This window comes from Bacillus sp. JJ1562, assembly GCF_036962705.1.
Taxonomy (GTDB): Bacteria; Bacillota; Bacilli; order Bacillales; family Bacillaceae_L; genus Ferdinandcohnia.
The window spans coordinates 90,672-102,330 of the sequence record NZ_JBALOQ010000013.1 but is presented as its reverse complement, the minus strand read 5'-3'; the positions used below and the strand labels follow the sequence as shown (position 1 = coordinate 102,330).

Here is an 11,659-nt window from a genome sequence, read left to right as displayed (position 1 = left end):
GTCTTTGTGACCCACATCGTGTGGGCCAAAAAAAATCTGGGCGCAAATACGCCAAGGCGTATTTGATATAAGGGGAACCCAATATGGCGTTCCCTGTTTCTTTATGGTAAAATAATTCAAGAAAAATTATTATACAAAAACAAATAATTACGTCTTTACCAATACCACCATACTGAAATGGAGGTTTTTTTCTTGTTTTCAAGTAAAATAACCAATTATATAGAGACTCTAATTCCAAAAAGGAACGAAATCGTTGAAGAAATTGAACATTATGCAAGGGAAAACAATGTACCAATCATGGAACTAGTCGGCATTGAAACGATGCTTCAAATACTTCGAATATCTCAGCCAAAGCAAATTCTCGAAATTGGAACCGCGATTGGCTATTCAGCGATTCGCATGGCGCAAGCACTTCCAGGAACAAAAATCGTAACACTTGAAAGGGATGCAGAGAGATATGAAAAAGCCCTCGAAAATATTGACCTGACTGGGACAGGCTCTCAAATCGAAGTGATTTTTGGGGATGCTCTTGAAGTTGCGAATGAAGTAAAAAAACACGGTGAATTTGACTGCATATTTATTGATGCAGCAAAAGGCCAATATCGACATTTTTTTGACATCTATGAAAAATGCCTTTCAAAGGATGGCTTAATTGTGACTGATAATGTACTATTTAAAGGGCTTGTGACGGAGGAAGAAATCGAGAATAAAAGAATCCGAAATCTCGTAACAAAAATCAAATCGTACAACGAATGGCTCCACACACACCCAGATTACCAAACGACCATCTTACCAGTAGGGGATGGGGTTGCATTAAGTAAAAGAAGAGGTGTTAGAGAATGAAGAAACCAGAGCTTCTGGTCACGCCTACATGTGTCGAAGAAATTGAACCATTGATTCAAGCTGGGGCAACAGCTTTTATTATAGGTGAACAACGATATGGGTTACGTCTTGCTGGGGAATTTAAACAAGAGGAAATTGTTCAAGCGGTTGAAATTGCCCATGCTCATGATGCAAAAATATATGTAGCAATGAATGCTATTTTCCATAATGAAAAAGTGGATGAGTTAGCAGACTATGTTGCATTTTTACAGGATAATAAAGTTGATGCAATTGTGTTCGGAGACCCTGCAGTATTGATGACGGTCCGTGAGGTTGCGCCAGAAATGAAGCTTCACTGGAATACAGAAACGACTGGGACGAACTGGTATACAAGTAATTACTGGGGAAGAAAAGGTGCAAAACGTGCAGTGCTTGCCCGTGAATTAAATATGGATGCGATTGTCGAAATAAAAGAAAATGCAGCGGTTGAAATTGAGGTTCAAGTTCATGGCATGATGTGCATGTTCCAATCAAAGCGTTCACTAGTAGGAAACTATTTCGAGTATCAAGGTAATGTGATGGAAATTGAAAACCGGAAAAAAGAAAGAGATATGTTTTTATTTGATAAAGAGCGCGACAACAAATATCCGGTTTTTGAAGATGAAAATGGTACACATATCATGAGCCCAAATGATGTTTGTATTATTGATGAATTAGAAGAAATGATTGATGCTGGCGTTGATAGCTTTAAGATCGAAGGGATTTTAAAATCTAATGAATATCTACTAGAGGTTACGAAAATCTATCGAAGAGCAATCGACTTATGTGTGGAAAATCGTGCTGAATATGAAGATGTCAAAGATGACCTATTAGAGCAACTTGAAGACCTTCAACCAGTCAATCGCCCATTAGATACAGGTTTCTTCTTTAAAGAAACAGTTTACTGATAAGATAAAGAGGAGGAAAATGCATGTCAACAGCAATTGTAAGAGAGCCTATTTCAAAAATAGTTGACGGCAAGCGTGTGATTGTCAAAAAGCCAGAATTGCTTGCACCTGCAGGTAACCTGGAAAAATTAAAAATTGCTGTTCACTATGGTGCAGATGCCGTTTTTATCGGTGGTCAAGAATATGGATTACGTTCTAACGCTGATAATTTTACACTAGATGAAATCGCAGAGGGTGTAGAATTTGCTAGCAAATATGGAGCAAAAATCTATGTCACTACCAATATCTTCGCTCATAATGAAAACATGGATGGACTAGATGAATACTTAATGGGCCTCGAAAAAGCAGGAGTCTCAGGTATCATCGTAGCAGATCCACTTATTATTGAAACATGTAAACGAGTAGCTCCAAAAATGGAAGTACACCTAAGCACTCAGCAATCCCTATCCAACTGGAAGGCTGTTCAATTTTGGAAGGAAGAAGGGCTAGAACGAGTCGTACTAGCGCGTGAAACGAGTGCTGATGAGATTAAAGAAATGAAGGAAAAAGTAGATATCGAAATCGAAACATTTGTACATGGTGCGATGTGTATTGCTTATTCTGGTCGTTGTACGTTAAGTAATCATATGACAGCACGAGATTCCAACCGTGGTGGCTGCTGCCAATCATGTAGATGGGATTACGACTTATTTAAGCTTGATGAACATGAAAATGAAGTAGCTCTATTTGATGAAAAGGACGCACCATTTGCGATGAGTCCAAAAGACTTAAAGCTTATCGAATCAATTCCACGCATGATTGAATTAGGAATTGACAGTTTAAAAATCGAAGGACGAATGAAATCGATTCACTATATAGCTACGGTAGTAAGTGTTTACCGAAAAGTGATCGATGCGTATAGTGCTGACCCAGACAATTTTGTCATCGATGAAGAGTGGCTAAAAGAGCTTGATAAATGTGCAAATCGTGATACTGCTCCAGCCTTTTTTGAAGGGGTTCCTGGTGTAAAAGAGCAAATGTATGGCACACATAGCAAAAAAACAACTTATGATTTTGCTGGTCTGGTGTTAGACTATGATAAGGATTCAGCAATTGTAACATTACAGCAGCGAAATTACTTTAAAAAAGGTGACCAGATTGAATTTTTCGGCCCTGAAATTGACAACTTTACACAAACAGTTGACACGATTTGGGATGAGGACGGAAACGGGATCGAGGCTGCAAAACATCCATTGCAAATCGTTTCGTTTAAAGTGGACAAGCCTGTTTATCCGAACAACATGATGCGAAAGGGGAAGTAAAATGAGCAAGAAGCCAATTGTCATTGGCATCGCTGGGGGCTCAGGATCTGGTAAAACAAGTGTATCAAAATCCATTTATGAGCATTTTAGGGGTCACTCCATCTTAATGATCGAGCAAGATTCTTATTATAGAGATCAAAGCCAAATGCCTTTTGAAGAAAGATTAAATACAAATTATGACCATCCTTTAGCTTTTGATAATGACTTACTCATTAAGCATATTAAAAATCTTCTTGATTACAAAGGTATAAGTAAGCCGGTTTATGACTATAAATTTCATACAAGGTCTTCTGAAGTGATTCTCGTTGAACCAAAAGATGTCATTATTTTAGAGGGGATTCTCGTACTTGAGGACGAGCGGCTACGCGATTTAATGGATATAAAGCTATTTGTTGACACAGATGCAGATATCCGCATCATCCGAAGAATGCTACGTGACATTAAAGATCGTGGTCGTACGTTGGAATCTGTTATCGAGCAATATGAAACGGTGGTTCGTCCAATGCATAATCAATTCTGTGAACCAACGAAACGATATGCGGACATCATCATCCCTGAAGGTGGACAAAATCACGTTGCAATTGATTTAATGGTAACAAAAATTCAAACAATTCTTGAACAAAACGTCATTTTGTAATAACATAACAGAGAAAAAGATGTTATGATAGTACAAATCATAAGGAAAGGAATGGTAGAAATTCCCTATCATTCCTTTCCTTACATACAAAAAAGAAAAAACAATTCGTACTACATATTGAAAGCAATCACAGGGGGATTGTAACGACTACAAGGAGTGAAGGGATTATGGTAGAGAAAGTATTTCCAATGACATTAGAAGGAAAGCAAAAATTAGAGCAGGAATTAGAGAATTTAAAGACTGTTAAGCGTAAAGAGGTTGTAGAACGTATTAAAATCGCAAGAAGCTTTGGTGATCTTTCAGAGAACTCGGAGTATGATTCAGCGAAGGATGAGCAAGCATTTGTTGAAGGACGTATTACAACTATTGAAAATATGATTCGTAATGCAAAAATTATTGAAGAGGATGCTGATAGCGCAGGTAAGGTTTCATTAGGGAAATCTGTAACCTTTATTGAGCTTCCGGATGGTGAAGAAGAAACATATACAATTGTGGGAAGTGCTGAAGCAGATCCTTTTGAAGGGAAAATTTCAAATGACTCTCCAATTGCAAAAAGCTTGCTTGGCAAGCATGTTGGGGATAAAGTAACGGTTCAAACTCCAGGTGGAGATATGCTTGTCGAAATTACAAAAATTGACTAACTTTATATAAAAGATAGAAAAGGTAACTTTTCGGGCTTGCTCGAAAGAATCTGGGCGCAAATACGCCAAGGCGAATTTGATTTATATGTATAAATATTGTGACACCTCGTCGAAACTGTAGACGAGGTGTTTTTCTATGGTAATTAAAAAACGTGCATTTATCATCCTAGTCGTGATCCTTCTAACATTAACAGGGTTAATCGGCCGACTTATGCAATTACAGCTCGTTAGTACTGAAACATTTACGAATCGAGATATTAATTTAATTGAAGCAAGTGTTTCGCAACGAACGCAAGAACTTGTTATTGACCAAGGTCGTGGACGATTTATCGACCGCAATAGGGAGGCATTAACCCACGAATATTATCCAACACTCGTGTTGTTTCCTTTTTTAAAAAACATTGAATGGCCAGCTGAGGACGTAGCTGAAATCGTAAACCTCTCTGCAACTGACTTAAAAAATCAAATTCAGGATGCCAAAAAGCCTGTAATCGTAGGGGGAGACAAACCCATAGAATTAACAGAAAACCAGATGAATACAATTAACAAACTCCAAATTCCAGGTGTATTTGCTGTCCATCGTCAATATGAGCTTGATAGTGATATTGCTGAACATTTAATTGGCCTAATACGTGAAAATAAGGAATTATTCCAGAAGCGCTATCCTGAGAAAACCTATTTACCACAGAATACGAAACTAGGAATCACTGGTTTGCAATCGACGTTTGATGAATTCCTATTGCCAGAAGGAGAGGCGAAGCTTTTATATCATGTAGCAGGGGATGGAGGCCCATTATTTGGAATTGATGTAAAATACACAGCGCCAGCAAATCCTTATTATCCAGTCGCAATTCAGACAACCTTAGATAAAGATCTACAGCTTTTGGCGGAAAGTATTCTTGATAAGAATGATTTGAAAAAAGGGGGAATTGTCCTCCTTGATGTAGAATCCAATGATTTACTTGCTATGGTTAGTAAACCGGATATAAATTCAAAGAATCCATTTGGAGATGGCACTGCCCAAAATCAAATGATCATGCCCCAATTTCCTGGATCGGTTTTTAAGACGGTAATAGCCGCTGCTGCGATTGAACATCAGCAAATTTCTAACGATAGAATATTCAATTGTGACCAAAATTTGTATGGAGAAGGGCAAGCTGAATATCCGCATGGGATGCTTAATTTCCATAATAGCTTTGCAAAAAGCTGTAATTATACTTTTGCTAGCCTTGCGCAGGAATTATTACAAAAGGATCAAAATGTAATTGAACAATATTCCGAAATGCTTGGCTTACTTGGTCCTGTGGGCTGGAATGGTGATGTATTTCGCTTTCAGGATTTCAAGCAAATCCCAAAAGAATATAATGGACAAATTTGGACAGATGAAAAGGATAAACATGTTTCAAAAGCCATTGCGCAAACAGCGATTGGTCAAAAGGATGTTAGGGTAACTCCATTAGGTATAGCGAATATGATGTCAACCATTGCGCGTGGCGGTTCAAAAAAAGAAGTTCGAACTGTTAGTGATGTGTTATATAAAAACGGTACAACCTTATTTTCTTTTTCAAAACAGGATATGGAAGGACCCAAAATTGCACCATATACAGCAAGCAGGCTCCAGGAATTGCTTCGAGGAGTTGTTACATCTGGAACTGGACAACGATTTGCCGATCTTCCTTATAGTGTGGCCGGTAAATCTGGAACAGCTGAAACCGGAAAAAAACAAGGTGAGACTGGACTTGTCAATACATGGTTTGCGGGATATTTTCCATTTGAAAGCCCGAAATATGCACTTGTAGTGGTCAATTTGGAGCAGCCAGGCTCTCAGTCTGTAACAAATACAGTTTTTTATGAAATCGTTCAAGGAATACATCAATTGGAACAGGAAAAAAGTACCAAAACAAACGACTGATAAAGAAATGTCTTCAACCTTTCGTTCACACATGCTAGAATAAGAAGATAGTCGATTGAGAAATAGTCGTTTTTAGGAGGTACTATAAAATGGGGTATGACATAGACAAACTATATGAAGGTCCTCGATCGGAAAGAAGAGCGAAACGAAAAAAGGTAAATCGAATTTTAAATATTTTAATTGTCCTTGTAGTTGTTATGATTGTCTTTTTTGGTGGAAAGCTCATTTTTGGAGACAAAAATGTTGATGAATCTGCGTCTTCAAATCAAACGAACCAACCAGCAGACAATGAGGGAAAAGCTGCTTCGGATGATTCAAAGGACAAAGAAAAAGCTTCCACTGATAAACAGGATGAACAAGAAAATAAACAGGAATCTTCCGAAGAAAATAAGGAAGATCAAGCTCCAGAATCTGATGAATCTGCTGTTGTTACAGAAGGTGACCCAGGATCAAATGTTTTGAAAACAATTGTTGATCCTGCATGGAAACCAATCGGTACTACACAGGCAGAACCGCATAGCATTGATTATGCAGAAAACTCAGTTGACCGAAATGAAATGGAGATGGCCACAAGCTATGCAACAGGTTTTGATCAATCAGATATGGTTGTTTGGTGGCTAGGAAGAAATGGGGAAAACTCCATTACTGCAACCGTTTCATCAAAAACAACAAAACAAGTTCTTAGAGTATACTTAGATTGGGTTCCAAATGAAGGATGGAAACCTACACAAGTGGAAGAATTAAAAGAAAATGATAGTCAAACATATAAAGAATTTAATAATTAAGAACCTGATGAAAATGAAGATGATGATTAAATTAAGCGCGGGTGATCCTGCGCTTTTTTGTATCCATTTTTATGCAATGATGATTGAAAAAATAAGATGAATATGTTAAATTTAGAACAGTTCTTTTTTGAATTCATAGTATACTTATAGGAATAATATATAATGGTGGAGAGTGATAAAAATGGGGAGAGAGTTTTTAGAGGTTTTCGAAGGTTGGGCAAACACTTATGACCAGACAGTAACAGGGAATGATGTGGAATATCAGGAAGTGTTTTCACGATATGACGATATTCTAAATGATGTCGTTCAGAAATCTGGCCCTGTAGTATTAGAATTTGGAGTGGGTACTGGTAACCTCACTCAAAAACTACTTGACGAAAATAAAAAAGTGTATGGAGTTGAACCCTCAGAACCAATGCGAGATATTGCATTAGAAAAGCTTCAAAGCTATTCACTTACTATAGAAGATGGTGACTTTATCGATTTTAATAATCCTGCTGAAAAAATCGATACAATTGTTAGTACGTATGCTTTCCACCACTTAAATGATATCGAGAAAAATCAAGCATTTTCCCAATATAGCAACATACTTGAAAAAGGTGGTAAAATAGTGTTTGCGGATACAATGTTCGAAAATAAACAAGAATATACATTGACGATTCAGTCCGCAACACAAAGAGGCTTCTTTAATCTAGCAAAAGATTTAGAAACAGAATACTACACAACCATTCCTGTATTGCAAGAAATTGCACAGCAAAATGGATTTACTATTGAATTCACACGTTTTAATCATTTTGTTTGGGTGATGGAGGCGACGAAACAGTAAAAATGAAAGGTGATATGTAATTATGAAGGTAGCAATTATCGGAGCAATGGATGAGGAAGTAGCTATTTTACGGGAGAAAATTGAGAATAGACAGGAAACAACAGTAGCTGGAAGTGTGTTCTATACTGGAACGATGAATGGCTATGATGTGATTTTATTGAAATCAGGGATCGGTAAAGTAAATGCTGCGATTTCTACAACGATTTTATTACTGCAATTTAAACCTGATTTTGTGGTGAATACTGGTTCAGCAGGCGGCCACTTAGAAACCCTTAATGTAGGTGACATTGTCATTTCATCTGAAGTAAGACATCATGATGTGGATGTAACTGCCTTTAATTATGAATATGGGCAAGTACCAGGGTTGCCTGCTGCCTTTAAAGCAGATGAAAAACTAATTGAATTAGCCGAAAAAAGTGCCGAAGGAATCACGGATATTCAGGTTGTGACAGGATTGATTGCAACAGGTGATTCCTTTATGAATGACCCAGAGCGAGTTTCGTTTGTCAGTCAAAAATTTGGTGATTTATATGCAGTGGAAATGGAAGCAGCTGCAGTGGCGCAAGCTTGTCATCAATTTGAAGTACCTTTTGTAGTTATTCGTGCCTTATCAGATATCGCAGGGAAGGAATCAGACGTCTCTTTTGAACAATTCCTACAAACAGCTGCAGCCAATTCTTCAAAAGTTGTAGAACGAATGGTAGAAGAAATAAATAGATCAAAGTAACGGAGGATTTGTCATGCAAGTGTTTCGAAATGTCCATGAGCTTATCGGAAATACTCCGATAGTTGAAATTACGAAGTTTCCATTACGTAATGGTGTTCGTCTTTTTGCAAAGCTTGAATTCTATAATCCCGGTGGTAGTATCAAGGATCGCTTAGGAGTTGAACTTCTTCAGCATGCTTTTGCGACCGGTCAGTTAACTGAAGGGGGAACAATCATTGAACCCACCGCTGGCAATACGGGAATTGGACTTGCTCTTGCTGCAATCGACCGTAATGTTAATGTGATTCTTTGTGTGCCAGAGAAGTTTTCCACTGAAAAACAAGATTTGATGAAGGCATTAGGAGCAACAGTTATCAATACGCCTACGGAGGCTGGGATGACTGGTGCAATTGAAAAGGCAAAAGAGCTTCTTAATGAAATTCCAAATTCCTATTGTCCACAGCAATTCGCAAACCCAGCTAATCCTGAAACCTATTATAAAACACTTGGACCTGAAATTTGGCAGCAGCTTGAGGGCCAAATTGATATTTTTGTAGCAGGTGCTGGTACAGGTGGAACCTTTATGGGTACTGCTAAGTATTTAAAAGAAAAGAAAAATTCCATAAAAACCGTTATCGTTGAGCCTATTGGATCTATTTTAAATGGTGGTGAATCAGGACCACATAAAACAGAAGGAATTGGCATGGAGTTTCTTCCAGGTTATATGGATACGTCTTATTTTGATTCCATTCACACCATTTCGGATGAGGATGCATTCGATAGGGTGAAGGAAGTGGCACAATCTGAAGGATTGCTTGTTGGTAGTTCATCAGGAGCTGCACTTCAAGCGGCATTATTAGAAGCGGAACAAGCAAAGCCAGGATCGCATATCCTTGTGATCTTTCCAGATAGTAGTGAACGCTATTTAAGCAAAAAAATATATGAAGGTGGGATATAGGATGAAACGAAAAACATTGCTTATCCATGGGGGAGTAGGCGAGGATCCACAGACAGGGGCTGTAAATACACCAATCTATCAAGTAAGCACATATAAACAAGAAGGAATCGGAAATTTTAAGGGCTATGAATACTCACGTACAGGAAATCCAACTAGGCATGCACTTGAAGAATTAATCAAGGATATTGAAGGAGGAGAACGGGGATTTGCATTTGGTTCGGGTATGGCGGCTATCACAGCGGTAATGATGCTATTTAACAGTGGAGACCATGTATTATTAACTGATGATGTGTACGGTGGTACGTATCGCGTGATGACTAAAGTTCTTAACCGCTTAGGCATTGATTCAACCTTTATTGATACAAGCAATCTGGATAATATTGAAGGTGAAATCCGTGAGAACACAAGAGCGATTTTCATTGAATCACCGACAAATCCTTTATTAAAAATTACAGACATTAAGGGCGCTTCAAAAATTGCGAAAAAGCATAACCTTTTAACAATTGTTGATAACACTTTTAGTACACCGTATTGGCAAACTCCAATTGCACTTGGCGCTGATATCGTCCTACACAGTGCTACCAAGTATATTGGTGGACATAGTGATGTAGTGGCTGGTCTTGTTGTAGTGAATTCAGCAAAGTTAGGCGAGGATTTGCATTTTGTTCAAAACTCAACTGGTGGTGTGCTAGGTCCTCAGGATTCTTGGCTGTTGATACGTGGTATTCGCACACTTGGAGTTCGAATGGAAGAGCATGAAGAAAATACCCGAAAAATTGTGGAGTTCCTACAAACCCACCCAGCAGTTAAAAAAGTGTTCTATCCTGGAATTGAGACACATCCAAACCATGCTATTGCTAAGGCTCAGGCAACAGGCTTTGGTGGAATGGTATCCTTTGATGTTGGTAGTGCTGAGAATGCAGATAAGCTGCTAAGTAAGGTTAAATACTTCACATTGGCAGAAAGTCTTGGGGCAGTTGAAAGCTTGATTTCAGTTCCAGCAAAAATGACACATGCTTCTATTCCAAAAGATCGTCGTGAAGAACTTGGTATAGGTGATGGACTTGTTCGTATTTCAGTAGGATTAGAAGATGTAGAAGACTTAATCGAAGACCTTGAACAAGGTTTACTATAAAAAAAGCGTTACCTCTAGCCAGAAACTGGGCTAGAGGTTTATTTTTGGTTGCAATGAAATTGCTAAATTTTACATTCTTCTCGGGCTTTTAATGTATGTTATCATAGGATGGAAGTTTACTTATTTGGTAGGTGGAATACATGATGGATCGGAATAAACAATTGAAAAACCTGCGTAATAAAATCACAGACTTCACAAACTTTGGTTACATCCTACTTGCGTTAAGTGTGTTTTTATATATTGGTATCATCATACCGGAGGAACGTTCTCCGTTTCAAATTAATATCATGATAGGTTCAACACTCACTCTTTTATGCTTGTCGTTTGCATTTTTCTTATTAGCCATTAAATATAAAAAACATTTCGAAGAATAATAGTCCTTCACCTAAAATTGTGGTGAAGGAATTTTTTTGTAAAAAAAGGGTTTACATAAGTGGTGGTGTTGGTTATAATTACCATAGTAGGAAAAAATTAATGACAAAGGGAGGTCGAGTAAAATGATGAAAGTAACAATTGACATGACAAATTCAAAAACTTCATATGGAAAAATCTATTCGACCATACCGGTGATTAATTTCTAAATTATGAAACGTTAATCATGCCACAGGTGGAATAGTACGCCTGTGGCTTTATTATGCCCTTTAACGCCACAGTACTAGTATGCCTGTGGCGTTTTTGTGTCTTTTTTTCCTACACAGAATTAATATTAATCCGATCAAGGAGGTGATAAATAATGACCATCAATCTATTCTTTTTAACTATTTCGATTTCAAAACGTCAAAAATCAATCGAAGAGTATGAACGTGAGGAAAGAGTCAATAAGCTTATGGAAGAAATGAAGGAACGCCAATATTCAATGATGCGCTTATTCTAATCAACAAAATTCAAAAAATAAAAGGAAGAAAGGGGAATGAATATGTTTATGAAATTGTGTCCGATTGTAGCTTGGTTATCTGTGGAGAAGGATTCCACCTAACGAATAATAATTT

Annotated in this window: 13 protein-coding genes; all 13 read left to right on the top strand. The window is 37.7% G+C overall.

What is annotated here, in order from left to right:
* The first annotated feature begins 192 nt into the window (after nt 1-192).
* Nucleotides 193-843, top strand: coding sequence for an O-methyltransferase (locus V7097_RS08075; protein ID WP_335703092.1), 651 nt, complete (start codon nt 193-195; stop codon nt 841-843).
* On the top strand, nt 840-1,769 hold the full coding sequence (locus tag V7097_RS08070; protein WP_335703091.1) for a peptidase U32 family protein: 930 nt from the start codon (nt 840-842) through the stop codon (nt 1,767-1,769). The genes V7097_RS08075 and V7097_RS08070 overlap by 4 nt, the downstream gene beginning before the upstream one ends.
* Before the next feature lie 23 nt (nt 1,770-1,792).
* A complete protein-coding gene (locus V7097_RS08065; RefSeq protein WP_335703090.1) occupies nt 1,793-3,070 on the top strand; it encodes a peptidase U32 family protein in 1,278 nt (425 codons plus the stop codon).
* A 1-nt stretch (nt 3,071) separates the two neighbouring features.
* Nucleotides 3,072-3,707 (top strand): uridine kinase, encoded by a 636-nt coding sequence (gene udk / locus V7097_RS08060; RefSeq protein ID WP_335703089.1) that lies wholly within the window; start codon nt 3,072-3,074, stop codon nt 3,705-3,707.
* A 164-nt stretch (nt 3,708-3,871) separates the two neighbouring features.
* Complete coding sequence (gene greA, locus V7097_RS08055; RefSeq protein ID WP_335703267.1) at nt 3,872-4,348, top strand: transcription elongation factor GreA; 477 nt, start codon at nt 3,872-3,874, stop codon at nt 4,346-4,348.
* A 136-nt stretch (nt 4,349-4,484) separates the two neighbouring features.
* Nucleotides 4,485-6,260, top strand: a complete 1,776-nt coding sequence (locus V7097_RS08050; protein ID WP_335703088.1) for a peptidoglycan D,D-transpeptidase FtsI family protein — start codon at nt 4,485-4,487, stop codon at nt 6,258-6,260.
* Nucleotides 6,261-6,349: 89 nt separating this feature from the next.
* Nucleotides 6,350-7,045 carry a YrrS family protein gene (locus V7097_RS08045; RefSeq protein WP_335703087.1) on the top strand — a complete coding sequence of 232 codons (696 nt, stop codon included), beginning with the start codon at nt 6,350-6,352 and terminating at the stop codon, nt 7,043-7,045.
* 181 nt (nt 7,046-7,226) lie between these two features.
* Nucleotides 7,227-7,871, top strand: a complete 645-nt coding sequence (locus tag V7097_RS08040; RefSeq protein ID WP_335703086.1) for a class I SAM-dependent methyltransferase — start codon at nt 7,227-7,229, stop codon at nt 7,869-7,871.
* Between the two features lie 22 nt (nt 7,872-7,893).
* On the top strand, nt 7,894-8,598 hold the full coding sequence (gene mtnN / locus V7097_RS08035; protein ID WP_335703085.1) for a 5'-methylthioadenosine/S-adenosylhomocysteine nucleosidase: 705 nt from the start codon (nt 7,894-7,896) through the stop codon (nt 8,596-8,598).
* Nucleotides 8,599-8,611: 13 nt separating this feature from the next.
* Nucleotides 8,612-9,535 carry a PLP-dependent cysteine synthase family protein gene (locus tag V7097_RS08030; RefSeq protein WP_335703084.1) on the top strand — a complete coding sequence of 308 codons (924 nt, stop codon included), beginning with the start codon at nt 8,612-8,614 and terminating at the stop codon, nt 9,533-9,535.
* 1 nt (nt 9,536) lies between these two features.
* A complete protein-coding gene (locus tag V7097_RS08025) occupies nt 9,537-10,670 on the top strand; it encodes a bifunctional cystathionine gamma-lyase/homocysteine desulfhydrase (RefSeq protein ID WP_335703083.1) in 1,134 nt (377 codons plus the stop codon).
* Nucleotides 10,671-10,813: 143 nt separating this feature from the next.
* Nucleotides 10,814-11,044, top strand: coding sequence for a YrhC family protein (locus V7097_RS08020; RefSeq protein WP_335703082.1), 231 nt, complete (start codon nt 10,814-10,816; stop codon nt 11,042-11,044).
* Nucleotides 11,045-11,403: 359 nt separating this feature from the next.
* On the top strand, nt 11,404-11,544 hold the full coding sequence (locus V7097_RS08015) for a YrzI family small protein (RefSeq protein WP_335703081.1): 141 nt from the start codon (nt 11,404-11,406) through the stop codon (nt 11,542-11,544).
* Nucleotides 11,545-11,659 lie beyond the last annotated feature (115 nt).

What these genes read in the sequence shown, in the direction of transcription:
- V7097_RS08030 (WP_335703084.1), top strand. Translation starts at nt 8,612, where the DNA reads ATGCAAGTGTTTCGAAATGTCCATGAGCTTATCGGAAATACTCCGATA.
- V7097_RS08050 (WP_335703088.1), top strand. Translation starts at nt 4,485, where the DNA reads ATGGTAATTAAAAAACGTGCATTTATCATCCTAGTCGTGATCCTTCTA.
- V7097_RS08040 (WP_335703086.1), top strand. Translation starts at nt 7,227, where the DNA reads ATGGGGAGAGAGTTTTTAGAGGTTTTCGAAGGTTGGGCAAACACTTAT.
- V7097_RS08025 (WP_335703083.1), top strand. Translation starts at nt 9,537, where the DNA reads ATGAAACGAAAAACATTGCTTATCCATGGGGGAGTAGGCGAGGATCCA.
- V7097_RS08015 (WP_335703081.1), top strand. Translation starts at nt 11,404, where the DNA reads ATGACCATCAATCTATTCTTTTTAACTATTTCGATTTCAAAACGTCAA.
- V7097_RS08020 (WP_335703082.1), top strand. Translation starts at nt 10,814, where the DNA reads ATGGATCGGAATAAACAATTGAAAAACCTGCGTAATAAAATCACAGAC.
- V7097_RS08070 (WP_335703091.1), top strand. Translation starts at nt 840, where the DNA reads ATGAAGAAACCAGAGCTTCTGGTCACGCCTACATGTGTCGAAGAAATT.
- V7097_RS08045 (WP_335703087.1), top strand. Translation starts at nt 6,350, where the DNA reads ATGGGGTATGACATAGACAAACTATATGAAGGTCCTCGATCGGAAAGA.
- V7097_RS08065 (WP_335703090.1), top strand. Translation starts at nt 1,793, where the DNA reads ATGTCAACAGCAATTGTAAGAGAGCCTATTTCAAAAATAGTTGACGGC.
- mtnN (WP_335703085.1), top strand. Translation starts at nt 7,894, where the DNA reads ATGAAGGTAGCAATTATCGGAGCAATGGATGAGGAAGTAGCTATTTTA.
- udk (WP_335703089.1), top strand. Translation starts at nt 3,072, where the DNA reads ATGAGCAAGAAGCCAATTGTCATTGGCATCGCTGGGGGCTCAGGATCT.